Genomic DNA, 25,899 nt, shown 5'->3' on the forward strand with positions numbered 1-25,899 from the left:
CTAAAAAGATCCGCGGCCATATCCCCATAGCGAGGCCACCCCTCGGCCGCATTTCCTGCTCCACAGGTAGAAGACAATCAATGAGCATCTGGGAGAGCGTCAGCAGATAAGAAGGTGCAAAAATCTTCCGGTCTACTGCCCAGAGCGGAAATCGTTGCCAGCCTCCCACCTTCCAATGTATTGGGCCACAGGTTTGCTCTCAGAAACTATTGTTCTGCATATGCAACATAATTCACTCCAGGGAAGATTCGAAAGACTCTTCTTACACAAGTTGAACCTTCCATCTGTTGTATTATGGCAGACATGCATGCGAATGACATTTTCAGCATAATAAAACCACGGGCAATCATAAAGGAGGGATCTCTTTTCCCCGAAGACGTTGAAGTTCTGACCGTAAGGTCGATTGGGGTATCCCTGAAGATAGAGGGCAAGGGTCGCAATTCCGGGCAGTCTTATACACGGTTTCTCAGCCCCCAACTCTTCGGCCAGATCGAGGTGTTCCCGGAGCATGAATCATTCAATGGTGACGCACACAAATTTCGGCTTGGAATTGAAGCACGGCGGCTGGGTCTTGCTTACGAATATGATCCATTTTTTTCCCTCTCAATAGCACGGATCGATCCTCTCCCCCACCAGCTGGAAGCAGTCTATGACTATTTCCTGAAGTTGCCCCGCATACGATTCCTCCTTGCCGATGATCCGGGTGCAGGAAAGACGATCATGGCAGGTCTGCTCATCAAGGAGCTGAAGATCCGGGGTCTTGTCAAGCGTATCTTGATCGTCACGCCCGCGAATCTCACCTTCCAGTGGATGCGCGAACTCAAGGAAAAATTCCGGGAGGATTTCAGTGTCGTGCGAGGTGAGATCCTCCGTGCGGCGTATGGATCGAATCCCTGGGATGAGCGAGATCAGGTTGTCACCTCGCTTCCCTGGATTGCGCGCATTGAAGATGCACAGCAGAGTTTGTTGAAGTCAAAGCGGTGGGATCTCATCATCGTGGACGAGGCACACAAAATGAGTGCCTCCTCAGAAGACAACAAAACGCTTGCCTACCGGATTGGGGAGGAACTCTCCAAGATGACGGATCACTACCTGCTCATGACAGCGACGCCTCATAAAGGGGACAAAGAGAACTTCCGTCTCTTCCTTTCACTGCTCGATAAGGACGTTTATGGGGACATTGAGAGCCTGGAGCGGGCGGTAAAGACACGGGAAGCACCGTTCTATCTCAGAAGAGTGAAAGAAGCGCTTGTCAACTTCCCGGATCCGGAGACGGGGAAAGTTACCAGTCTCTTCAGGAAGCGGAATGTGTACACCGTTCCCTTTGATATCGATGCCGATGAGATCGAATTCTACGACCATCTGACTGCATACGTTGAGAAGCAATCCGTCAGGGCAGCGGCTGACGGTACCATCCGTGGCAGGGCGCTTGGGTTTACGATGGCAATGCTCCAGCGCCGTTTTGCCTCAAGCATCTATGCGGTACGCTGCACACTTGAGCGGATGTGCAACAAGCGCGAAGAAATCCTCCGTGATCCTGAAGCATACCGGAAGAAGGAGATCGACCGGCGTCTCCAGCGAGAACTGGACAAGCGTTTTGGTGGTGAAGAGGAGGTTATAGCCGATCTTTATGATGATGAACGGGAGCGGTTGCTGCTTGAATTCGAGGAGGCAGTCATCTCGTACAGGCCGGAGGACCTTCGGGAAGAGATATCTGACCTCTCCCTGCTTGTCGTAATGGCCAAACGCCTCGAAGAACGAGAAATCGAGACCAAGCTCGTCAAGCTCAAGGAGCAGCTGACCACCGAGGGCATCTTCACCGATCCCAAGATGAAGTTGCTCATCTTCACCGAGCACAAGGACACGCTGGTGTATCTGACCGAGAAGCTCCGTTCATGGGGGCTTACGGTCACGCAGATCCACGGCGGCATGAAGATCGGCGACCGCAATACGCCGGGCTCCCGGTTGTGCGCGGAGAAGGAGTTCCGGGACGATTGCCAGGTGTTGGTCGCGACCGAGGCGGCGGGCGAGGGTATCAACCTCCAGTTCTGCTGGTTTATGATCAACTATGATATCCCCTGGAACCCGGTCCGGCTCGAGCAGCGGATGGGGCGTATTCACCGTTACGGACAGGAGAAGGACTGTCTGATTTACAACTTCGTGGCTCAGAACACCCGGGAGGGCAGGGTGATGGATAAACTCTTCACCCGGATCAGCCTGATCGAGGACGATCTCGACCCCGAGAGGACTGGGAAGATCTTTAACGTACTCGGCGATGTCTTCCCGGCAAACCAGATCGAGCGCAAGCTCCGGGAGATGTATGCCCAGAGCCTTGAGGTACAGGAGATCATCTCCTGGATCACTGACGAAACTGAGGCAGAGCGGTTCAAGCATATCACAAGTTCGACACTCGAAGGACTCGCCAAGACCCATCTCAACCTCTCTGCCATCATCGGCAAGCGGGAGGAGGCAAAAGAGCGCCGCCTTGTCCCTGAAGTGGTTGCAGATTTCTTTACCGCCGGCGGGAAGCTCTGCGGCCTCAGTCTACGGGAGATGAAGAACCCATCGGGGATATTCCGTCTGGGGCAGGTCCCGCGCCTGCTCGTCCCCATCGGCGAGACGCTCGCACCACAGTTCGGGACGCTGGGGCATGAGTACAAGGAGATCTGTTTCGACAAGGAGGTGCTCAAGGCCTATCCGAATATTGAGTGGGTCACTCCCGGCCACCCACTCTTCGAGACCGTCCGCCACTTTGTGCTCCGCGAGACGGAGAACGATCTTCGTTCCGGAGCGGTCTTCTACGATCTGCACCGTGACATTCCGGCAGTCCTTGACGTCTTCTCGGCGGCGGTCACCGACGGTCTGAGCAATACGATGCACGAGCGTCTCTTCGTCCTGGAGCACGACGGGGGCGAGCATGCAAAAGTCCGCCAGCCGACGGTGTTCCTGGATGTTATCCCGGCAGATGAACCCGTCGCAGTTCCCGATGTCCCGCTGCCCGACTACGAGGAGGTGGAAGCCCTGCTCTATGAGCGTGCCCTCATCCCCTTTCAGGAGGAGGTAGCGAACGAACGCAGGCGTGAGGTGGCGATCATTCGCGCTCACCTGGAGACAAGCCTGCAGGAGCTGCTCATGCGGGAGAACTCCCGTAACATGGATCTGCACAACCGGGAGCGTGCAGGGGACTCCGACCCGACGCTCCAGGCGCAGATTGCGAACTCCGATCGTCGTCTCGACGAACTCAATCGCCGCCTGAACGTCCGCAGAGCCGAACTTTCCAAGGAAGAAAGCCTCACGATCGGTGCCATCCGGCACTACGGGCGGGCGTGGGTGCTCCCCCATCCCGAGCGTAACGCGAACGGAATCCGGCGCATGCGCCGCGACGATGCGATCGAGCGGATTGCCGTCGATGCCGTGATCGCCTATGAGAATGCGCGTGGCTATGAGGTGGAGAGCGTTGAGGATCAGAACTGCGGCTATGACCTGAAATCCCGGAGGTTCGATCCCGACAATCCCGATACCGCGGTGGATCTCCGGTTTATCGAGGTGAAGGGGCGATCCGGCGTGGACGACGTCTTCCTCTCCGTCAATGAGTACAGGACGGCGGTGCGGCAGAAGGAGGACTACTGGCTCTACGTCGTCTACAACTGCGCGACACCCAACCCCGAGGTCTACCCGATCCGCAATCCCGCGACGATGGGATGGGAGCCGGTGGTGAAGGTGGAGCACTACCATGCGAACGCACGGGACATTCTGGGTGCAAGTGAAAAACTAAAGAAATAATTACAGACCTCCACTCGTCCATGCTCAAGCAGGATCCGATAGATCGTATTGTGGGGAATATGCATCCTATACTCCTCTTCGATCTTCTTCTCGAGATGTGTGGGGCCGAGAGAATACTGGTCCTGAGCGGCCAGGACGAGAGTTTCAGTCTCGTGCGGGATCTGAGCAGGCTTTCTTCCCGGCGCTTGTGGATAGGGATACAAGCCGGTCTGCCGATACGCTGCGATAATCTGGTAGATTCTTTGCCTGCTGACGTGATGATAGTCCGCAAGGTCACGAATAGGCCGCCCTCTCTTCCACTGACGAGTGATACTTCGGATATCCCGGTCGGAGAGTTTGCTCACAGCCATATATAAATCTGGTGTCAAATGATTTCGGGGTACTACACCTCAAATTCCAATCAGAAAACCATAACAAGGAAATGATATCATCTGGATTATGAGAATTGAAATATCGTGAGCATCAATTCATCATCGATCACCGAAGAAATGTCTGGAAAAGGATGCCTGTAGTTGTGAGTTCTCACGACGATGTCGTCGTTTGGGGGATAAATAATATCACGGGTGTCTAGGGGGGCGGATGCCGTGCTTATTTCTGAAGATCTGAAAGCGCGAATTGACATCGTCAGCCGGCATCTGTCCCTCGGTGCGGTAGTTGTGGTCGGAGCGGGACTCTCGATATCCAACCGGTTTCCGGACACTGCAGGGCTCACGTCGCTGCTGTGGGATGCGCTCGACTTTGACATGGCCACCCGCAAAGAATTCGCTCAAGCGCTTGGACAAGCGGATGCCTCAGCGAAAGAGTTAGTTGGGGATAATAAGATAAATATCCTGGCAGCGTGGGCTGCGATTGCGTCCAGCATCCCGGCTAGAGCGAGATTCCAAAAGCAGTTCGCCGCCTTGGACGCACAACGGAGCGCCCAGCCGTCACGCGCTCACGAGGCTCTGGCCTGTCTAATTCACGCGGGAGTTGTTGAGTGTGTCGTCTCGTTGAACTGGGATACAGCCCTCGAAAGCGCGTACAAGAGGCTGTACGGAACCTCGCTCCCGGAAAACCTTCTGTTCAAACCACATGGAGATGCCGCCAAGCCCGACGATCCGTGGATACTCCCTCACGAGCCCGGTCTTATCCCACCAGAGGTCACTACTAAGGTGACACTCCTCGCTAGCGAACACGCCCGCACATTACTCGTCATCGGATTCTCGGGGAGTGACCGTGTGGTCGTCGACGAGCTCATCAAACCACTGGATAGATCGTGGCGGACCGTGCGGGTTGGCCCCAACGCGACAGGATTGGATGATCTCACAGCCGGAGCGGAAACCGTGATCCCGCTACTCGCCGAACCATACGAGAATAGGGAGGATCACTCGTCTTGGTGCGCTATGTCTTTCTCAGGTCGGCGTGACATCGAGGCTGCGCTCCGGGGAGAGCGCCTCGGGCCGCAAGACATATTCTCCTGTCCTGAGTTGGACGAGGTGGAAGTGCTCGCCCGATCACTCCGCATGGATAAGGCGGTCGTCCTCAATGGTCAGACCGGCTCGGGCAAATCGATCACTGCATACCAAGCCTTATACCGCCTGACCCGAGAAGGCTTCGAGATACTGCGTTTACGTGATAACGCCCGCACATGTAGTCTGCGCACGTTGTTGAATGACCTTGCGCAGTTTCCCCACAAGAAAGTGCTCCTTGTGGACGATGCCCAGGATATGTCCCCGGACACTGTGCGCGAGCTCGCCGAAGCCGCCGCCGCCGATTTACTCATCCTCATTGTCGGCATCGACCATGTAGCAGGGGGTGTGCGGACGGTGCATCTCAGCGCACGCCTGGCAGTAGTCCGTCTTTCCCGGTTCGTCCGCGAGGAACGCGCGACTCTTTTCCCCCGCATCCGCGATCTCGACAACAGTGTTGGCACTTTCCCTAACGACGTGTTCTTCGACCGTCGCATCGACGTTGCCGAGCGGCAGCTCACTTCCTGGCAGTTCTTCTACATCCTCACAGGTGGTTGGCGACGCGTCCGTCGCGATGCCATCGAACTGCGCGACAACAACCGTGCTGACGTGGCTCTCCTGGCAATCGCAGTCGCACAAATCGCCGGAGTTGATGCCGGTGTTAAGCGGGACGAGTTGTTGGCGATGCTGAACGTACTCGGAAGGGACAATGTGTGGCTGGACAGCAGTCTGGACACGCTACGCGCCAGAAAGCTCGTGACTGAGGCTGACGGTCGGCTGCGGTGCACCCACCTGGAAGCCGCCCTTCACATGGTCGCCTGGATGCTCCATCCACCTGAATCTCATTGCACGCTATCAAGCCCACGAGTCGAGATTCCACCCATCCCCTCGGCAACAGGCTCAGTAAAATCGGAACAAACCGCTGTCCCCTCGCCAAAAAAACCCCGGCAGGCTCCGCTCCTCTCCAAAGAGGAGATGGATGAGGATCGTGGCACAGCCTGCGCTCTTATAGAACTCGCCCTCGACTCTCCTAACACACCCCTGCGAGGCTGCACGTGGCTCTCCGGCCAGAGGTTTATCGAGGACACTCACTGGATTCTCGTCTCTAAAGGCGTCCTGGCACCAGATCGTTACGATAGGCTTGCCCATCGCGCTCTCTTAACCCCAACCGATGGCGATCTGGCTGCCGCCGCTCAACTCCTCTCAGAGATTGTCAAATATTCGTGCAGTTCCGTGATGGACACGGTGAAAGCGCACGCGTCCCGCCTTTCGGACTGGTACGGTGTCATTTCACCGGAGAATGGTTGGGCGCTTGGCGATCTAGCCAATACCATACACAATGTCGACAAGAGCTTTGCGGCCGAACTTGCCGGATACACAGATCCCCAACGACTCGCGAATCTCGTCCTCGACGGGGGGTGGCCGCATATCTACTCGACGTCTCACGCCCTTGATCGGATATGTACCGCCGACGGTATACCCGTCCGTGGGGCGGTTGCTGCGGAGTTAGATGAAGATGCGTATAAGCATATGCTCTCAACCGGCAACCCGAACCTGAGTGACGCGGCCCTTCTCATCGAAAACATTGCCTCGGCGGATCCCGACCTGTCCCTCCGTCTTTTTGAGTATGCAGCCCCGATGCTTGCTCACCAATTCGTCGACAACCCAGTACGCCAATGGAGCGAGATATCGGAATGTGTAATGTTCGTGCTGGGCTATGCACCGGATTTCTTACGCGTCCGTAAACGCCCTCTAGCTAACTGCCGGAGAGTCGCACAGTCGTTCATCAGAGCGCTCGACCGTAATAGGGTCGCCGAAACGATCGCCGGTCCGAGCGACCAGTGGGCGCAGATGAACTTCCACGAATTCATCCGTTTCCTATCTGAAGCCGATCCCACTACTTTTGCGGATATCGTCGACCGCGTTGATATGACCGCATTTGAGAAGTCCCTCCGATCTCATCCTGAGAAACCCTGCAAAACAGCGTTATACGTATGCGCCTGTCTGTGGGAGAACAGGCCCGACCCAATCCATGACCTTCTCGACCGGCTCGAACCTGACCTTGCTCATCTGGATTCGCTTTTCGTATATATGGCGCCCGACGTAGCATGCCGTGCCCTGCTGCGCGGGTTGCCACTCGATCTCGAACTTGACCACGACCGCTGGGGCTGGGCTGCAAGTGTTCTCGCGAGGCTCCACCAGCACAACCCCCAGGTGGCACGAGAGGTCGCCCACGCTAATCGCGAAGGAATTAAGGCAGGACTTATTATTAGTAAAAAGTCCGATCCATTAGAAGGGCTGAATAAGTGGGTCTCCGAGTGCGATCGGATCGCCCCCGGACTGATCGACTCCGTCATCAGCGACCTTCCGAAAGGGGCGGTTACTGCGTGGGGGGGCGTTATCACGCGATCAGTGAAGCACCGCCGCACCCGACGCAAGGAGATCGCCCCGCTCGTGCATCGAGCAGCACGCGCGAGCGGACACGTTCAGATGGAGGCCAAAGCGCTGCTAGTGAGGTTCCCAGCTCTCGCACACGAAGGACCTACCGGCACGACCGCACCCTCACCTTGAGCGAGAAATCCTGGCACTCTTGAGAGATTTCACCATGCCCTTCACCAATAATCAGGCCGAACGCGATCTCCGAATGATGAAACTGCAGCAGAAGATCTCCGGAACATTCCGGAGTGAAGAAGGCGCTCGGAACTTCCGTAGGGTCAGAGGATTCATAGCAACCGTCAAGAAGCACGACCGCCCGGTATTATCGGAACTGGGGGAGGGTATTCGAAGGGATGCCCTTCGTCCCGAAGACGGCTCACCTGATACACTGAACAGTTACGAAATAATTGCCTATTCTTTATTTTTTATAGGTGGATTCTCACGGCAATCCTTGAAATACTCGCGTATTGTCGACCTGAGATCATCACGAGACCGTTTGAATTCTTTGTATGCAAGGAAGATGCGTGCAGCATCACCGAGCGCACGATGCGGTTTGATCTTTGATTCATATGTTTTTTGGATGGAATAGTCAAAATTTTTCGATCTGAAGCAATTGTTGCTGACGTCAATGCCCAGAGCATACGAAACCCGGTCGAGTGACAAGAGTTTTTCCATCTTCAGTGCATCCTTGATTTTATCCTGGATGTCAAGGAACTGGAGATTTTTCGTATCGAATTTTGCCCGTGCGATGGCCGCCATCTCCATTCGTTTAGAGAAAAACACCATCGTCTGGATATGGTGCTCCCTGGTGAGCTTCGTAAGATAGGTATTCAGGTCAGCGTATGCAGACCACGTGACCTCAAGTGCAGGTTGGAGATCCTCCATTTCGAGGGTGTACTCCTTATCGTAGGGTAACTGGTACTGTTCCTTTGCGACGTTTGCGCAGGTGGTGGTGGATCCTGCCGTTCGTTTAAGGTCGTCGGTAGTATTTTTCCACATTTCAACGACGATATCTTTCTTGATCTTCCTTTGAGACGTTGATATCGAATCTTTTTGGCGATCATAGAGCAGGACGCCGACTTCAATCGGCATATAGATGAGTTTCTTCGTTCCATAGACGTGACCGAACTCCATATCGATGAATGCCATTTCCTGGACAACCATTTTAGCGCCAGGGGAGTTATCAGGGCTCCGTTTACAAAAATGAATTCATTTGATTGTAGCAATCATGGTAATTCACAGCAGTTATAAGCTGACGCACACATGTTTTTACAATGGATGCCTACCCCAAACGACTCATCGAAGTCGATCTTCCAATAAAGCAGATATCCGAACATGCCCGGCGCGAGAAATCCATCCGCCACGGCCACATATCCACGCTCCATATCTGGTGGGCGCGCCGGCCGCTCGCCGCCTGCCGGGCGGTGCTCTGTGCAGCGCTCTGGCCGGACCCTGCCGATCCACTCTGCCCGAAGGAGTTCATCATCACCGCGACGGAACAGATGGACCGGTTCTGGAACACGCTTGATGCGACCAACTACGATCTCTCCGACCTCACCGTGCTCCGGCGGGCGCTCCTGGACTTCATCGCTGACTTTGCAAACTGGGATAACACCACCGACGAGCGCTACCTCTCGACTGCCCGGACCCTGACCGGATCCGCCCATGTCGCCCTCGGGGGCCAGCCTGGCACCCGGCCGCTCGTGGTGGATCCCTTCGCCGGCGGCGGTGCGATCCCGCTCGAGGCGCTGCGGGTCGGTGCGGATGCGTTCGCCTCCGATCTCAACCCGGTCGCGGTGCTGCTCAACAAGGTGGTGCTCGAGTACATCCCGAAGTACGGTCAGGAGCTCGCCGATGAGGTGAGGAAGTGGGGACAGTGGGTAAAGGAGGAGATGGAGAAGGATCTAGCCGAGTTCTACCCGAAAGATCCGGACGGGGCGACGCCGATTGCATATCTCTGGGCACGGACGATCACCTGTGAGAATCCGGCGTGTGGGGCGGAGGTGCCGCTCATCCGGTCGCTGTGGCTCGCGAAGAAGAAGGGGCGTTCGGTGGCGCTGAAGTTGATCCCAAATAAAGATGAGAAGCGAGTGGACTTCGAGATCGTGGAGAATCCGAAGGCATCCGAAGTTCAGGACGGGACAGTAGCACGTGGATCTGCCACCTGCCCAGTCTGTGGATATACAACTCCAGTGGAGTCAATACGGGCTCAATTTAAGACGAGACGTGGGGGAGCCGCGGATGCGCGGCTGTTCTGTGTAGTGACGACGCGGCCCGGGCAGCAGGGGCGGTTCTATCGACTACCAAATAAAAGAGATTTAGAGGGTGTGGAAAAAGCCTCGGAGATGATAAAGCGGCGAAAGGAAGAATGGACTGGCAAATTAAGTCTTGTGCCAGATGAGCCTTTACCGCCCCAAGGCACACTTGGATTCCGCGTTCAGGGGTATGGCATGAAAGAGTGGGGTGATCTCTTCACGCCAAGACAAATTCTAGCATTGACATCTCTGATTCAGCTATTGAATGACCTCTATGAGACAAATAAAGAAGAAAATCTATTTAGAGCAATATGCACTTGCTTGAGCCTTGCTATAGATAAGCAAGTAGATAGTAACTCCTCTCTTTGTGCTTGGCGGGCCGTAAGTGAGGATATAGGGCACACATTTGGGCGCCAAGCTCTCCCCATGGTTTGGGATTTTGTTGAGGCAAATGTAGTTAGTGGGTCTACAAGGGATTGGGGTAACGCGGTTGAGGGTGTTTTAAAGGCACTCGAATGTTTGGATGACGGAATCAATGTAGGACATGCCGAAAAAGCATCGGCAACAAAATTACTGTTGCCTGATGATTCAGCGCATTCATTCTTTACGGATCCGCCTTACTATGATGCCATTCCATATTCAGACTTGTCTGATTTTTTCTATGTTTGGTTAAAGCGATCCGTCCCTCTGTCCTCATTAAACATGTTCAATGAAACCAGAGCACCAAAAGATGAGGAATGCATCGTTGATCCCATAAAAGGAAAAGACAAGCAATATTTTGAAAGAACAATGACAGATGCAATGGCAGAAGGGCGCCGAATTCTGGTTCCTAATGGAATTGGGTGCATCGTTTTTGCCCATAAGTCAACTGCTGGGTGGGAGGCAATGCTAAACTCTATGGTAGAAGCGGGTTGGATCGTCACTGGTTCATGGCCAATTGACACCGAATTGGCAAACAGATTGCGTGGCTTGAACTCCGCCGCCCTCGCCTCCTCCATCCACCTCGTCTGCCGTCCCCGCGAGAATCCCGACGGTTCGCTCCGCACAGAAGACGTGGGCGACTGGGGCGCCGTGCTCAAAGAACTCCCGCCACGGATCCATGAGTGGATGGAGCGCCTCTCCTCCGAGAACGTCGTCGGTGCCGACGCGATCTTTGCCTGCCTTGGTCCGGCGCTCGAAATTTACTCACGCTACTCGAGGGTCGAGAAGGTCTCCGGTGAAGAGGTGACGCTCGGGGAATACCTCGAGCATGTCTGGGCAACAGTCTCCCGGGAGGCACTCTCAACGATCTTCCAGGGCGCCGATACCGAGGGGTTCGAACCCGACGCCCGGCTCACGGCGATGTGGCTCTGGACGCTCTCCGCCGGGAACGGGAACGGGAACGGCAACGGAGATGGGGAAGATGCCCAGAAGAGCACCGGCTACTCGCTTGAGTACGACACCGCCCGCAAGATCGCCCAGGGTCTCGGGGCGCACCTCGACCAGCTGCCCGGTCTGGTCGGAATCAAGGGCAGCGAAGCCCACCTGCTGCCGGTAAGGGAGAGAGGGGACTATCTCTTCGGCCGCGGTGGCCTGTCCGCCCCGCAGAAGGCGAAACCGATCGGCAAGCAGCTCACCCTCGGAGGCGAATCGGTGGGCGGCGCCTACGAGGCGGTAAGCATCAGGGATGCGGCGACGCTCGAGTTCACCGGCGAGACCACGCTCGACCAGGTGCACCAGGCCATGCTCCTCTTCGCCGCAGGCCGGGGCGATGCACTCGGACGATTCCTGAGAGAGGACATCGGTCGTGACCAGAAGTTTGCGAAACTCGCCCAGGCACTCTCCGCCCTCTACCCTGCCACCTCTGAGGAGCGGCGGTGGGTTGACGGCGTGCTCGCGAGGAAGAAGTCGCTTGGCCTGTGAAAATACAAATCAGTCATTTTATGGAACGATTTATACGATCTCTATCGTAACAAGAAAGAGGGAATGTTGGATGGCAATGAAACCCTGGTATAAAGTGGTCACGCCGCGGGAAGATCTGCGGGAAGGAAGGCCACAGGACGCATCGGAATTCGCCGTGCACCTCGATAAGGTGCGGGAGGGCTCGGCGCCCCGCGACTATCAGGACCCGCGCCGGTTCTTCGAGCGGACGTATCTCACCGAGACGCTCTGCTCGTTCGCAGCAGATGTCGTCGCCCGCCTCTCCGGCAAGACGGTCGAGACGAGCGCCGTATACAACCTGACGACACAGTTCGGAGGCGGAAAGACCCACGCGCTCACCCTCGCGTACCACCTTGCCCGTGCCGGATCGAAGGCATATGCCTGGCCGGGTGTCATGGAGATTGCAAATAAGGCCGGTGTATCCACCCTCCCCGAAGCTGCCACTGCCATCTTCGTCGGCACCGAGTTTGACTCGCTCACCGGCAGGGGTGGCGAGGATGGCACGCCGCTCCGCAAGACTCCGTGGGGCGAGATCGCCTTCCAGCTTGGTGGATCCGAGGCCTTCGAGAAAGTCCGTGAGCACGACGAGCGGATGGTTGCACCGGGCGGAGATGTCATCCGCTCTATCCTCCCGAAGGATAAGCCAAGCCTCATCCTCATGGACGAGATCGTCAACTACACCAACCGCTCCCGCAAGCTCAAGAACGGCATGGCAGAACAACTCTACGTCTTCATCCACAACCTCTCCGAAACGGCTCGAAGCACTCAGGGAATTGTTCTTGCCATCTCCGTCCCTGCTTCTGAACTCGAGATGACCACCGATGACCAGGGCGACTACATTAAACTCGAAAAACTTCTTGAGCGGGTCGGGAAAGCCTATATTATGTCCGCGCGGTCCGAGACCGCCGAGATCATCCGCCGTCGCCTCTTCGAGTGGGAGGGGGTCCCCTCTGACGCAAAGACCACCATCGCCGAGTACGCCGACTGGGTCCGGGAGTACCGCCATACGATCCCGAACTGGTTCCCTGTCGACCAGCCTTACGAACCGTTCGAAGCGACCTACCCCTTCCACCCCATGGCGCTCTCGGTTTTTGAGCGTAAATGGCAGGCGTTGCCCACGTTCCAGCAGACACGCGGCGTATTGAAACTCCTCGCCCTCTGGGTCTCGTACGCTTACCAGAAGAGTTACCGCAAGGGCGAGAAGGCACCGCTCATCACGCTCGGCTCAGCACCACTTGAGGACCCCCTCTTCCGGGCTGCTGCCCTCAAGCAGATCGGTGAAGGCAGGTTTGAAGGTGTCATCACCACGGATATCTGTGGCAACGCCAATTCCCATGCGACCCGCCTGGACGATGAAGCAGGGGAACCCATCCGGTCGCATCATCTCCACCAGAGCGTGGCCACCACCATCTTCTTCGAGTCGATCAGTGGGGGTGCAGGCCGGACCGCTGCCACACTACCCGAGGTCCGGCTGGCAGTCGGGGGTCCCGGTGTGGACACCGCCAACATCGACACCGTTCTGGAAGGACTCGCACCCCCTACTGGAAACTGCTTTTTCCTCAACGCCGAAAATAACATCTACCGGTTCGGGGTCAAGACGAACCTTATCAAGATCCATGCGGACCGAAAAGCCAGCATCGACGAGAGGGAAATCCACACCCTCGTCAAGGAGAACGTCAGGAAGGTGTTCGACCAGGCGTCTACAGTCGAACGGGTCTACTTCCCGAAACGGAGCGGCGATGTGATGGACAAGCCAGCCATTATGCTGGCTGTGATGGCACCGAACAGGGAGACCACCAGCGAAGAAACCAGAACGATGGTGCTTGAGTTCTCCAAGCATCATGGCGAAGCAGGCAGAACCTACAAGAGCGCGCTCATCTGGTCGATGGCGTCCGATTCGAGCAGTCTCTACGAAGCAGCACGTGATCACCTCGCTTGGAAGGAGATTTCAGATGAGGCAGATGCCCTCAACCTCGATGAAGGGCAGCGTAAACAGGTGCGGCAATACACTGAATCCTCAAAGCGGGCCATCAAGGAGAAGGTCTGGGAAGCTTACAACATGATCGGTCTCTACACTGAGAGAGATGACATCGAGTTTATCGATCTCGGCCGGATCAATTCCAGTGCATCTGAGTCGATCACACGCCTCATCACCACCAGATTGAACCAACTGGAGAAGCTTACTGGCACCGTCGGTTCGAACTTCCTTGTGCGCAACTGGTCACGAGTCTCTGCTGAATGGAGCACCCGCCAGATCCGGGATGCCTTCTTTGCGTCGCCACATTTCCCCCGCGTGCAGAATCAGGAAGTCATCAAGAAGACCATTGAGCGAGGTGTATCCGAAGGGGCATTTGCCTATGTAGGTCGGGCTTCAGATGGTGGGTATGATCCGTTCTACTACCGCGAACCCCTCAGCACCCTTCAGATTGAGTTTTCCGACGACGTGTTTCTCGTCCCAAAAGAAGAAGCCGAAAAAGAGATTGAAAGAAGAAGTAAGGATAACCGGATCGTTCGATTCGTAATCGAGGCTCCGGCCCAGGAAGTTGCCGCAGGCCAGCGTTGTACCTTCACTGCCCGTGCGTATAACAAAGACGGAGAACAGATCACGGGGAAGGAGATAACATGGCATACCGACGGGGGAGAGATCAGCGATCTGGGTGAATTTTGTGCAGATGAAGCCCCCGGCACCTACTGTGTCACGGCGGTCTGCGACAACGTTCCTGCTGAAGTACAGATTCAGGTCAAGAAGGAAGTGATCCGGGAAAAAGACGAAATACAGACAAGAATCACCTCTCTCCACTGGGATGGAAAGGTTGATCCGTTTAAGTGGTCGAACTTCTACAACCGTCTTATCATTAAGCTTATGAAGTCCGGAAAGCTCGATCTCTCCATCAATCTTTCAGTGAATAATAGGGGGGGTATTTCTCAAGAGATGATCGACGAGATCCGCGTCGCATTGAAGGAATTGGAGCTTGATGAGGATATTCAGATGAACAAGTCCGTATACGACTACTAATACTCTTTTTAGAATATTTTTTGAATACCCTATGGATCTCGTTCCACAATTGAGTCCCCAGACAGTCCAGACGCCCTCTTGCAGACTCTCGCTTGCACTATTGCTTCCAGAGGCCCCGGCTGTGACTCTGACTTCGCCTCCTGTCCGAGGGCCAGAGCCGGGTGGAGGTTCGTCTGGAAACCGTCGACAACGGCAAACTCCGGCTCCGGCAGACTAACCCTCACACAGCGCTGGATCCGGCCCTGCGTCCCCGTGCCCATCCGCTCGCTGTAGCCGGTCAGATACTCAGCTCAGCCAAGAGCAGGTTGCCTGGCACTGACCCGTGGGCCTGCCACAGCTTCTCCAGGGTCCGGGACGGTGGGAGCGTGCGCGGATTCCGAACCTCCTATAGTCGAAAACAGTACCACCTGTCGCTGCCGTTACTGGTGGAATCGTGGCGGGCAACGGCATTGATGATGGCCTCATCACCATCTCTTTAGGGTTCTCATAGCGCACTGGCGCCTGCGGGCCAGCCTCACGGGTACCCACCGAGAGGGCGAGTAAGAAGGTTTCGCCAACGCACTTCCTGGTAACACCATAATACAAGCGCTATATTATCTCACCCTGCTTCGGTGTTGGGGAATGTGACGACTCTTTCACCTACACGCGTACATGCGCATTAGAGGGCCAAAATTTGAGCGACCAAGGCGCGCATGCGTGCCTCATGATGACGAGCGCGTTCATTGAGATCACCCACACAGCACCTACGCTCCTACACACGTGAGGTGCCAGAGAATAAGCCCGCCCCGATTCACTATAAAGTAGCTGTAGCCGTTGATTTCTAGTGATTGGTTTGCCCATGTAAGTGACCCAATTGTAGTGCCTAGAACCCTTATGACTATAGACATAGGGGTCTCCCTATAGGGTATCCTTAAGCAGCGAATTTTCCTGTGAAATGAGGCTAATTGAAACCCGCAAACTGCCTATTCGGCGTGTAAACGCTGTCGGACCATACCGATACGCTCCGGTTGAACGGGGATCAACAACAGGACTGAGATGGTTTGGCCCCCTCGTAGTGCCGGCAAGGGGACCCAGAACACCACCGAGGCCGGGGTCGAGCAGGGGACGGCTGAAGGTCGGGGAGTTATACTACCTCACAGACGTCAATCCCGGCGAGGTACACCACTTGGCCCACGTCTCGAATGCCCACGGCACCGTCGCGGACGCGGCCCGGGTCCACGACCCTCACCCCGCTCACGACCGTCCTCTTCTTCCTCGCGATTGAAGTGCTCCTGGCCCTCTTCGTGATCCTCACCCTCTACAACTTACTGTCAAGAAGCGTTGACCTGGGGGTGGGGACAGAAGCCCTACCATGCACACTCACTGTGGCTTTGTAACGGGCGATCTCATCGCAGGTGGTATCCCAAATCATCCTCGGAAATGCCCTGCCTTAAATCGCTAATATGTCTATGCTAAAAATTGAGATATAAGGCTATAATCGTCTTAATGCCGGGCTTTTAGTTCTAAGTAATTTTCTGGGGACCTTGCACCGCTTCGCTCTGATTCCCTTCTTATCTCCCATATATTATGCATATGCAACTTTTCTAGTAGGGAATTTTGGGACCAGTACTCGGGTCCCCCCACCGAAGGTGATATAGGGGGGCTGATCATCAACCTCCCAAATGCAAGGGAGGGGGCGCTGAAGATCAGTTCCCCCCTCTCGGCAAGTCCAGGGGCCGGGCTGAGTCCTCAATGATCCTTCAATATCTGTCTCTTCCACCTCTTCCGCACTTTGAGGGGAATATGTGTAACCTACGGAAGGTAGGTACTGGGGAACTGCATGTGCAACTGGGTTAATCCCCACCTGTCACACCATGCACTACGACAGGTGATCATCCACTTGATTTGAGGATCGGTGTAGGGATCTCCCCTGTTCTGGCTCCCCTTCGGGCGTCTGCCTGTCGTCTTACAATAGGACGACAACATAGGCATTCCTTATAGCCCCACACCCCGATCATTATCCAATGCTCCCAGAGCCCATTCTTAAGCAAAGCACCCGAATCCTCTACCCATCAGAGTACAGGGCGATCAGAAGCCACCTGAACTTCAAAGACCAATTAATTCTCGACGGCCTCCTTTTCTCGGGGACGCGGGGAGTCGAGTTTTGTCGGTTCTTAGAGAATCCCGGCTGGTACAAACCAAGCCGCCGAGCAATCGACCTCCCGAAGGGAAGTGTCCTGAAGAAGAAGGCAAAACAGGCTGAAAGGACTGTCCTCTTGAGCAATGCGGGAGTTCAAGCCATCGAGACCCTCATCTCCTATCGCAAACAAAACCCCAACGAGCTCAGGCCGGTGTCCAGGCAGGCTTGGACAGAGACCCTCACCCGGGCCGCAGGAAAGGCGGTCGTGGAGGGGCGGCTGGCGAGTCTTGTGGGGATTGCCCCGAAGATGACGAGAAAAACGTGGTCGTCTTGGCTGATCGCGACCCATTCCCACCGGGAAGGGTCGGTTAGTCTCTCAATGGGCCACGATATCCGGACGATGCTCCGGCACTATGCCGGATTGGGATGGCCGCCGGAGGCCCGGCAGGAGATCCGGCAGTATACCGCCGGGTGGGGCGACGAGTAGACGTTCATACATGACCGCCATGACCGCCATTGTGAGTTAGGAGTGATCTGGAGAAGGGATTTAAATAATTAGAACCATATGGGGCACTAATGTAACTGGTGAGTTTTAATATGGTGAAATGTTTTCGCCTTTTGGCGGCAGTTGTACTTATATTCTGTATCGTATACCCAGTAACATCCGTTGTTATCAATCCTCCAGTACGTTCCGCTCCGCCAGGAGGACCGGGCGCTTCTCACTCGGGCCCAGTATACATTTATGTGACGCCGACCCAAAGACCAGTGAATTACCTGACTATTGAAGTCTCGCCTGATGAGGCCACAATATTTATTGACGGGGGGTCTAGCTCCAGCCCCCCTGTGGGGTCTCCTCTAACTGATTCGAGATCTCACATCAAGAGAGTAACATACCCAATTTCTCCCGGCACTCACACGATCCGGGCCACCGCACCCGGGTATCAAACGCATACTGAGCAGGTCCAGGTGAATAGTGGAGATAAATCGTACATATCCATCGCCTTAGACAGAGATCCCAGCTATGTTGAGATGACCGAGTTTAACGTGAAGACACGGCCTGTTGGGGCGTCGGTATACGTGGACGGCAGACTTAATGGGACATCCCCTTGCACTGTCTCCGCGAGCGTTGGAACTCATACAGTGACCCTACGACTGGAGGGGTATCGAGAGCAGACGTATACGATGGATCTGAACAGTACCCGATCAATATCGGCGCAATTAATCCGAGAGATAGGAGCCCCCTCGGAGCCGGTGTCGGTGCAGACTGAAACCGTAATACGTGCGGCGGCAATCACATCGCCACCAATAGTCACAACAACGGCCAATGCCCAACAGAGTGAGCCGGTGGATCTTTTCCAGTATATCATTTTCTTCTTCAGGGGAGTATTTGGGGGGGATTAAGGGGTCTTCAAAGTTTATGGACTATTTGTGGTGGCATATTAGCATCTTGCTCATGGACATAGAGGTGACGTGATTGGGTAAGGCAAGAAAATGGGAGAACCGAGGGTACTATCAGGTTAAGAGGCGTTCTCCTCGGGCAAAGGACTACGCTCTGAAAGTACTCGTGGGTCTACTCATTTTAGGGGGCCTTATCTGGGTATCACACTTTGGAATACCGGTGGAACTGTCTGAGACGGTCGCAGAGGTATCTTCATCGTTCGAAGTAAAACCAGTTAACACAGGCGACATTGAAAAGGCAATTCTCTACTATACGAACAAAGAAAGGAAAAATCATGGTGTATCAGCCTTAAATTGGGATGATGGGCTGGCAGTGGTTGCACGGGACCATAGTCAGGACATGGCGGAGAACAACTTCTTCGCTCATGACAATCTGCGAGGAGAAGACCCCACCGCGCGGGCAAAGTGTCACGGATATCCCACTCATAAGGAACTTGGCGGAGGTTGGTATTCCGACGGTATTGCGGAGAATATTGGTAAAATGCCTACAGGCAACGTCGTGGGGATCGGGCACGTGGCGAGGGACGCTGATGAGATAGCACGAGTTCAAGTGACCTCATGGATGCAAAGTCCAGGTCATATGAGGAACATACTTGACCCTGATTATAGCAGATTGGGAGTGGGTGTGGCATATGACGGGGTTTACTACATTTCTACTCAGAATTTTTGGTAGTTCGGTCATTGTTGACCGCAATCTCTTTTAGCAAAGTATATCACCCCTCTTGCGATCAATTGGAACAATGGCTCTGTCAGACTCTCTGAAATCAGTTTACCAGCGTATCTTCTATAAGCAATGTCCGATCTGCAAAAAGTACCACCCGAAACATGAGTTATGTGAAACTTGCGGCGGTTCCTACAGCGAGAACTGCCGGGACAAATGCGATCTCCATAATCATAGTCATATGAGTGAGACGTATCAAGCATACCGCCAGGAATCCCCACTTTGCCCCACGTGCAATGATCGCGGCTCTACAACGTCCCAGACCCAATATGGCCTACTAAATAGTCCGAAGTACCAATGCGACGGATGCGGGAAGTACTATGAAACATTGGTGCCTTGTGAAACGTGCGGCGGTTTCTACTGTGAGAATTGCTTGGGTAGATACGATCTCCACGAGCCCGGTCACTGGTGCGATATTTGTCAGACATACCATCAGGAAACTTCGCTTTGCGCTGTATGCAATGCCCATTGCTGTACGACGTGCCGAACTCAGTATGACCTCCATGGCCCGATGCACCAGTGTAACGGATGTGGAGAGTTCTCTGAAATATTGGTGTACTGTGAAGTTTGCAAAGCATACTATTGTTTCAGATGCTCTTCAGATTACGCACTGCATGTTGAAAAGCACCAATGTGATAGGTGTGGGGAGTCTGTTGCCGTCTTAAAATCGATTGATGGGAAGAGGGTTTGCAGCCACTGTTTCACAGTATTACTTCGAGCCTCTATTGGATCAGCGAAAACAGGAAAAGTGATCTCAACAGGGGATGGCGGTGCAAGGCATCCCTCATTTAAGTAAAACATTTCATAAGGATCCTCAGAACGGGTTATACACCGACAAGGAAGGGATTGGTGGGTACCTCTCAAACTACACAGTTCTGGACCCCTTCAATGTTATAACAGCACAGACCCTCTTCTCTCTGAAATATCACTTTAATCGACCACCCTTTCTTGAAGCGTCTTAAGCTCAAACATAGGGATTATGTCCGAACTTTCTCCAGGTGAGAGTTGGTAAACGACCTCAAGTGAATATCCCTGCACCTTATATCCATGCCTATTAAAAACTGCTTTTGCATCATCGATCACATGGTTAAAAATAGTCGAGTATATCTGTTCTATTTGATCCATTTGGTTTACTAAGGTGAATTTTGCACTGGGGCAGAATAGTTTAACCCACATCCCATCTTTCTCTTTATCATGGCCACTAACATAAACTGGGTGGAAGTGCTTGGTAATTATCTCTAGTTGTCCAACCTCCTTTAGTGGCTTATCGTCTTTTAAGGGGGGTGAAATGAAGTAAAACACTTTGATTCCCCTGCCCAAATACACTTGATTCCTCTGGGCTCTAATCTGCTTCAAGGTCTGAATCCAGTCCTGTTTAGACGACTCGTCAGACTCAAGTTCAATTGCACGCAAGTAATCGTTCTCTGCGCTGTCAAGATCCTTAAATATCAAATGACAACTTCCACGTTCCATATAGGCATCTGGAAAATCGGGATATGTGGTTAGTACCTGGTTTAACACGCTGAGGGCCTCTTCTACTTTAGTAACATCGCCCGTAACGCGCCCTATATCACACAATGTTCTACCGAGCATATAAAGGAGGTATGCGTCATTCGGGTACTGAGCGAGTCCATCTAAGCAGACAGAAACTGTTTTGTCATATTCCCCAAGCATTGATGACCGAAGTGACATGGATCTATACACATACTGGTGAGGATCAGTGATGTGTTTATACATCCAGTGTGTGGGTGCTTGTCTTTCCATTGATTTAATGGAATCTAGGGAAGGTGTAAATTCGGATACCCATGCGTCAGGGATCCTCTTCTGTATATCTAAAAGAGCCTCATGCTGTTCATCTGAATAAGGCTGTTCATATACTCTCCCTTTCTTAAAGAGTCTGTCAAATAAGCCCATTTTTATCCCGTATGTCGGCGATGGGTCATATCTGATTAAAATGTTTTCTCTTTGTTTCCAGCCTCATGGCAACCCAATTAACGAAGCAAAGGGCATTTCTCTTTGAATGTTCACCACACATGCCCGGCGTCTGCCTTTCTGATCCCCATCATCTTCAGCCGCTCTAACAGTAGCTGGTCGAAGTTTTTGAGGAACGAGTCAAATAACTCCGGTCGATCACGCATTGCCTCAAGCATCTGGTACGCATCCAGATTCTCAATCTGCTCCTTGAGATCGCTTGTCCGGGCAATCGCTTCGGGTGACAGAGCCCACCCACACTTATAGCAATGATCAAATGTTGGGGCGTTCGTGGTGTGGCAGTTCGGGCACGGCCTGGCCTTGAGCTCGTCGGCAGTGTCCTTCTTCATAACGACCCCGGCCTTCTCCAGGTACTCCGCATCGATGTCGCCTTCGCCAAGCTTCACGTAGGTCTCGAACATATCGGTCTTCAGATTCCCCCACATCGACTGCTTGATGACGCTCTCCTGATAGTTTTGTGAGACCATATGCGTGATCCGTGACGATCGGAGGATGTGGGGATGCACGTTCTTTGGTATCCCAGCAGCCTTCCCAGTTCGCTGGAGTATGCGGAGGAAAGCGTTATACTCCAGCCGGGTCCTCTGCTGGGAGATAAAAACAAGATTTTCCCCCGAAGGTGAGCCTGGGTACTCGACTCTCCAGGCAGCGAGGTAGGAGGCTGCAAGCGTTAACCTCGAATACCTTCGCTTTTTGGTTTTATTGTCAGTGAGATACAACTTAGTGCCGTATTCATCGAATATAACATCCTTCCACTGGAGGCGCCCGAGTTCGCCTATCCGGCACCCCGACTCGTAAAGGACTCCAATAATTGCCCGGTTCCGGAGGTCCTTAGAGGCTTCGAGGAGTTGCTCAACCTCCTTCACGGTGAGAAGGTCATCCGGGCACTTAGTATCTCGATCCACCGGTGGGGACTGTATCTTCCGGATTTTAGTGATATTGAGCTCGTTATGCCCTTCCTCATTCAGCCAATGGAGAAAGGGCTTCAAGACGCGGATATAATCGTGGACGGTATTCTGAGAAAATGGCTTCCCTTTGAGACTCTTCCCCTCCTTGAGCGCATTGACAGCCGAATATATGTCCCCAATGGAGGCATCAGAGAAGGGCACTCTTAAAAACCTCCTCCATCCCACGAGGTGCGACACGATCTTGTTTATCCTCGCAACAGAGAGCCCCTTAGTGACCTTCCGCTCCTCTACGTACTCGAGGATGAGTTTCCGGTCGTGGTCGGTGATGACCCCATCCTGTAGCCCAGACTCGAGGGACACCTGATATCCATATCTTATCTGGCCGTTGTAGAAGGGTTTGTTTGGCTGTGGCATAGTCACATATGCGCGCCCACCCGTAATAAGGATTTGGAACGCTCCTGGTTCAAATCCGGGCGGGGGCACTCTTTCTTTAGGTTTAAATTCTTCAACAGACACGTTTATGCCTCGATCCTGACCTCCGTTCACGGCACCAGCCGGGACCGGCAGGGCGTTTTATCGTGCCCGGGAGGGCTGCGCAACCTATCACCGGCCGGGGGAGCGGTGCCCTCGACCAGTGCCCAGTCTGTAAGACCATCGGCGCCCCGCGCGCGAACTACTGCCCGCCTGCGGCCGGCCGGGTCCGATCGTTGTGGGTCATGGGTGACCCATAACCCCCCGGGCATGGTTTTCAGATACTCTGGTATACACAACGAACTTTGTGTATATCGGATAGGGGTTTTGATATACACAAAACCGTTTGCAGATATCTGGGTATTCACAACCGGTTCCCCTCGGTGATGGCGAGCAGGCGCGGGAAGGCATACATGCTCGCTCTTCGGCCCGCTTCGCAAAGAGGGAACAACCGGGCCGGGTGTGCGCTACTCGTTGACGTATGTAGCGAGGAATAGATCATAGAAGTACCACAATGGGATCATAATAGGATCATAACGCCCATCCGGAACATAGTTCAACAAATTTTCTGCCTTAGATTCTTAAAATATTCCCATTTCGTATTTTGTAATGGGATCATAACCTCCGCTGCTCGGCGCCACCACCCCCCGGGTGAGCAGACTCCGCTCCCATAGAACGTCGTTTCGGTGCCTTCTGCTCTGCTCATGGTACAACCGGGGCGGCATCCGGCGTAACGGCAGAATGCGAGAAATCTCCGGTACCATGTAGAGAAAAGCCCGAACAAAGAGAAAGGCTTTTTTTCGATCCGTATGCATTCTCACGTATGACTCATCGAGCACTCACCGCTCTCCTGGTTACATCCGTCCTGCTCCTCATCGCTGCAGCAGGATGCACCGCCACAACAGACGAGAAGAACGAACCGGTTGCACCGGCCGACGAGGCCTACGCCCGGGGGCTCGCCGCATACGGAGCCGCCGACTACCGGGTCGCCGAAGAACGGTTTACCGAGGCCTACACCCTCTACACCGATGCCGGCGATACGGATAAGGCGCTGAAAGCCCGGAACGCCATCTTCCGGGCGAACCGGACGTATATGGAGTACCCGTTCGACCGTAGCGCTGCAGAGGCGGCGATGCGGGAGCGGGTCCCCTGGATCGCCGATGCGGCGATAGCCGAATGGCTGGACACCCGGGCCCAGACGATCGTCTCGGAGAACGAGACGCTCTACTTCTACGACGTCGCCGGGAACTACCTCTACGCGCACCCGGCCGAGATACAGAAGCAGAACGAGAGAGGCGTGGACTTCGACTACCTCGGCCGGTTCGCCTGGGCGGAAGATCAGCCCGAAGGGATCGGGCCGTACGTGAACCCGGTCCGCTACGTGGGCGTCGAGCGGCTCGAGATCCCGCACGAGGCACTCCCGTCGACGGGAATCCTGAAGATCTGGCTCCCGCTCCCGGTCGAGACGGACGCGCAGAGGAACGTCACCGTCACGAACCTCTCGGCTCCCGACTACATCGTCGCCGGCCCGTTCACTACAGGAAGTATCGGCTACGTCTACTATGAAGTCCCGGCCGGGGCGGTCAACGGCGACCTCGTCATCACGGCGGATATCGCGTTCACCTCCTACGAGCAGAACTTCGAGGATATCGACCCGGCGCTGGTCGGGGAGTACAACACGAGCGATCCTGAGTACCTGCTCTACACGAAGTCCGAGCGAAACATCGAACTCACGGACGCCGTTCGGGCGAAGGCGCGAGAGATAGTCGGGAACGAGACGAACCCGCATCTCCAGGCGCAGATGATCTACTACCACATCATCGAGACCTACCCCTACAGCCACGTCCCGCACGGCTCGATCGATGCCCGGGAGCCCAAAGCGGCCGAGTCCACCTACATGTTCGAGACCGGCCACGGCGACTGCGGCACCCAGAGCACGCTCTTCTCCGCATTCTGCCGGTCGCTCGGGATCCCGGCCCGCACCCTCGGCGGCTACCAGATGATCATGGCCGAGACGCCCGGCGGCCACTTCTGGTCGGAGTACTACCTCCCCGGCTACGGCTGGGTCCCGAACGACGTGACGGTTGCCGAGGCAGCCGACTGGGTCGCCATCCCCGAGGAGAAGCGGACGGCGTTCAAGGACTACTACGCCACGAACCTCGACTCCGCACGCCTCGTCATCCAGAAGAACATCGACGCCCCGATGGACCCGGCCCTGCCCGACGACGCCGCCATCTTCAGGTGTGTCCGGCAGTCCCCGGCGATCGTCTCCGATACGGCAGACTACGACATCGATCTCTTCTGCATGGGGTGTTTCGGCATCAGCCTTGAGGCCGTCGACTGATCCCACCCATTTTTTTTGGCACGGGTCGCTCTTCCCCGTGGGTATCCCGGAAACGAGATGGATTGCCGGTTGCTCTTGATGACGATCGGTTCACTCATGTCTCCGGGCGTATCATTCATCAGGAGAAAGGCCTTCTTCACGTTTGTCGAAGCCCTTGAAGAAATGCGGGAGGGGTCCATGCGCCCTATCATACCTCAACTCCGTCTCGCCGCATCCCGGCAGACCCGCACGTCTTCCTGCTCCCGGGATATGCCCGTCACGGCAGAGGATGGGACCCCGCAATGGCACGACCGAACATACGTGTAGGTCTTTTGGCGGCCATCCCCGGGAATACCCTCTTCTCCCCGGACGACAGAGTTGATCCGATGCGTATCAAATTCTGCGGAACCACGAGCCTTGCCGACATGCGGTGCGCAGTCGCCGCCGGTTGCGACGCCGTGGGGTTCATCATGGGAGTGACCCACCCAACAAGCGACGCCGTAGCGCCGGCCCGGGCCGCTGAGATGATCCGCCGCCTCCCGCCGTTCATCGAACCGGTCGCAGTCACCCACCTCCACGAGACAGAAGACCTCATCAGGCTCGTGAGGGAGTCGCACTGCACGACGTTGCAGGTCCAGGATACCGTCGAGCCGGCCGAACTGGACGACGTCCGCGATGCTCTCCCGTATGTAAAGATCATAAAAGCCGTGCACGTCATGGACAGATCAGCGATCGCGACGGCGAAACGCTACGAGCCTTACGCCGACGCGCTCATCCTCGACACCAGAACCGCAGAAAGGCTCGGGGGGACAGGGATCCCGCACGACTGGAATATCAGCGCGGAGATCGTGGCGGGCTCGGAGATCCCCGTCATACTCGCAGGAGGGCTCACCCCGGAGAATGTGGCGGAGGCGATACGGAAAGTCCGTCCCTACGCGGTCGATGTGCATACCGGCGTCAAGAAAGACGGCGCCCGCAACCCGGAAAGGACGCTTGCGTTTGCCCGCGAAGCGCGAGGCGCCGGATAAGACGAATGTCCTGATCTCGCCGTG

Annotated in this window: 14 protein-coding genes and 1 pseudogene; 10 read left to right on the top strand and 5 right to left on the bottom strand. The window is 55.0% G+C overall.

Annotated features, from left to right (window positions below; genetic code table 11):
• The first annotated feature begins 303 nt into the window (after positions 1-303).
• Entirely contained in the window at positions 304-3,783 is a 3,480-nt protein-coding gene (locus FKB36_RS05305) for a helicase-related protein (RefSeq protein WP_261596994.1), read from the top strand.
• Here the strand turns inward: FKB36_RS05305 and FKB36_RS13400 are convergent.
• Entirely contained in the window at positions 3,729-4,133 is a 405-nt protein-coding gene (locus tag FKB36_RS13400) for a helix-turn-helix domain-containing protein (RefSeq protein WP_390895695.1), read from the bottom strand. The two genes, FKB36_RS05305 and FKB36_RS13400, sit on opposite strands and share 55 nt — an antisense overlap.
• Before the next feature lie 234 nt (positions 4,134-4,367).
• Here FKB36_RS13400 and FKB36_RS05310 point away from each other — a divergent pair, with 234 nt between their 5' ends.
• Together FKB36_RS05310 and FKB36_RS05315 are read left to right on the top strand one after the other, a co-directional pair.
• Positions 4,368-7,802, top strand: coding sequence for an SIR2 family protein (locus FKB36_RS05310; protein WP_261596995.1), 3,435 nt, complete (start codon positions 4,368-4,370; stop codon positions 7,800-7,802).
• Positions 7,801-8,016 (top strand): annotated as a pseudogene (locus FKB36_RS05315) (IS66 family transposase); the annotation flags it as partial. The gene FKB36_RS05310 and the pseudogene FKB36_RS05315, both read left to right, overlap by 2 nt.
• Before the next feature lie 62 nt (positions 8,017-8,078).
• On the opposite strand, the gene FKB36_RS05320 reads toward FKB36_RS05315, so the two are convergent.
• Positions 8,079-8,831 carry a hypothetical protein gene (locus FKB36_RS05320; RefSeq protein WP_261596996.1) on the bottom strand — a complete coding sequence of 251 codons (753 nt, stop codon included), beginning with the start codon at positions 8,829-8,831 and terminating at the stop codon, positions 8,079-8,081.
• Positions 8,832-8,941: 110 nt separating this feature from the next.
• Here FKB36_RS05320 and FKB36_RS05325 point away from each other — a divergent pair, with 110 nt between their 5' ends.
• Both FKB36_RS05325 and FKB36_RS05330 read left to right on the top strand, forming a co-directional pair.
• Positions 8,942-11,824: a DUF1156 domain-containing protein gene (locus tag FKB36_RS05325; protein ID WP_261596997.1), complete on the top strand. Its 2,883-nt coding sequence runs from the start codon at positions 8,942-8,944 to the stop codon at positions 11,822-11,824.
• Between the two features lie 70 nt (positions 11,825-11,894).
• On the top strand, positions 11,895-14,858 hold the full coding sequence (locus FKB36_RS05330) for an ATP-binding protein (RefSeq protein ID WP_261596998.1): 2,964 nt from the start codon (positions 11,895-11,897) through the stop codon (positions 14,856-14,858).
• A 1,123-nt stretch (positions 14,859-15,981) separates the two neighbouring features.
• Here the strand turns inward: FKB36_RS05330 and FKB36_RS05335 are convergent.
• Positions 15,982-16,152 (bottom strand): hypothetical protein, encoded by a 171-nt coding sequence (locus FKB36_RS05335; RefSeq protein ID WP_261596999.1) that lies wholly within the window; start codon positions 16,150-16,152, stop codon positions 15,982-15,984.
• 709 nt (positions 16,153-16,861) lie between these two features.
• Here FKB36_RS05335 and FKB36_RS05340 point away from each other — a divergent pair.
• The 3 genes from FKB36_RS05340 to FKB36_RS05345 all read left to right on the top strand — a co-directional run bounded on the left by FKB36_RS05340 (position 16,862) and on the right by FKB36_RS05345 (position 19,108).
• Positions 16,862-17,464, top strand: a complete 603-nt coding sequence (locus FKB36_RS05340) for a site-specific integrase (protein ID WP_261597000.1) — start codon at positions 16,862-16,864, stop codon at positions 17,462-17,464.
• Positions 17,465-18,006: 542 nt separating this feature from the next.
• Positions 18,007-18,378, top strand: a complete 372-nt coding sequence (locus tag FKB36_RS13405) for a PEGA domain-containing protein (protein WP_390895699.1) — start codon at positions 18,007-18,009, stop codon at positions 18,376-18,378.
• A gap of 73 nt (positions 18,379-18,451) precedes the next feature.
• Positions 18,452-19,108: a CAP domain-containing protein gene (locus FKB36_RS05345; protein ID WP_261597001.1), complete on the top strand. Its 657-nt coding sequence runs from the start codon at positions 18,452-18,454 to the stop codon at positions 19,106-19,108.
• A gap of 978 nt (positions 19,109-20,086) precedes the next feature.
• Here FKB36_RS05345 and FKB36_RS05350 read toward each other — a convergent pair.
• On the bottom strand, positions 20,087-21,070 hold the full coding sequence (locus tag FKB36_RS05350; RefSeq protein WP_261597002.1) for a tetratricopeptide repeat protein: 984 nt from the start codon (positions 21,068-21,070) through the stop codon (positions 20,087-20,089).
• A 110-nt stretch (positions 21,071-21,180) separates the two neighbouring features.
• Positions 21,181-22,569 carry a site-specific integrase gene (locus FKB36_RS05355; RefSeq protein ID WP_261597003.1) on the bottom strand — a complete coding sequence of 463 codons (1,389 nt, stop codon included), beginning with the start codon at positions 22,567-22,569 and terminating at the stop codon, positions 21,181-21,183.
• Positions 22,570-23,347: 778 nt separating this feature from the next.
• Here FKB36_RS05355 and FKB36_RS05360 point away from each other — a divergent pair.
• Positions 23,348-24,868 (top strand): transglutaminase-like domain-containing protein, encoded by a 1,521-nt coding sequence (locus FKB36_RS05360; RefSeq protein ID WP_261597004.1) that lies wholly within the window; start codon positions 23,348-23,350, stop codon positions 24,866-24,868.
• A 365-nt stretch (positions 24,869-25,233) separates the two neighbouring features.
• Complete coding sequence (locus tag FKB36_RS05365) at positions 25,234-25,875, top strand: phosphoribosylanthranilate isomerase (protein WP_261597005.1); 642 nt, start codon at positions 25,234-25,236, stop codon at positions 25,873-25,875.
• Positions 25,876-25,899: the final 24 nt, after the last annotated feature.

The sequence above is a fragment of the Methanoculleus formosensis genome, assembly GCF_025384765.1.
Taxonomy (GTDB): Archaea; Halobacteriota; Methanomicrobia; order Methanomicrobiales; family Methanoculleaceae; genus Methanoculleus; species Methanoculleus formosensis.

Excerpts from the sequence above, each read along its gene's own strand:
- FKB36_RS05330 (WP_261596998.1), top strand. The coding sequence starts at position 11,895 with ATGGCAATGAAACCCTGGTATAAAGTGGTCACGCCGCGGGAAGATCTG.
- FKB36_RS05320 (WP_261596996.1), bottom strand. The coding sequence starts at position 8,831 with ATGGTTGTCCAGGAAATGGCATTCATCGATATGGAGTTCGGTCACGTC.
- FKB36_RS05365 (WP_261597005.1), top strand. The coding sequence starts at position 25,234 with ATGCGTATCAAATTCTGCGGAACCACGAGCCTTGCCGACATGCGGTGC.
- FKB36_RS05325 (WP_261596997.1), top strand. The coding sequence starts at position 8,942 with ATGGATGCCTACCCCAAACGACTCATCGAAGTCGATCTTCCAATAAAG.
- FKB36_RS13400 (WP_390895695.1), bottom strand. The coding sequence starts at position 4,133 with ATGGCTGTGAGCAAACTCTCCGACCGGGATATCCGAAGTATCACTCGT.
- FKB36_RS05360 (WP_261597004.1), top strand. The coding sequence starts at position 23,348 with ATGACTCATCGAGCACTCACCGCTCTCCTGGTTACATCCGTCCTGCTC.
- FKB36_RS05340 (WP_261597000.1), top strand. The coding sequence starts at position 16,862 with ATGCTCCCAGAGCCCATTCTTAAGCAAAGCACCCGAATCCTCTACCCA.
- FKB36_RS05305 (WP_261596994.1), top strand. The coding sequence starts at position 304 with ATGCATGCGAATGACATTTTCAGCATAATAAAACCACGGGCAATCATA.
- FKB36_RS13405 (WP_390895699.1), top strand. The coding sequence starts at position 18,007 with ATGACCGAGTTTAACGTGAAGACACGGCCTGTTGGGGCGTCGGTATAC.
- FKB36_RS05350 (WP_261597002.1), bottom strand. The coding sequence starts at position 21,070 with ATGGGCTTATTTGACAGACTCTTTAAGAAAGGGAGAGTATATGAACAG.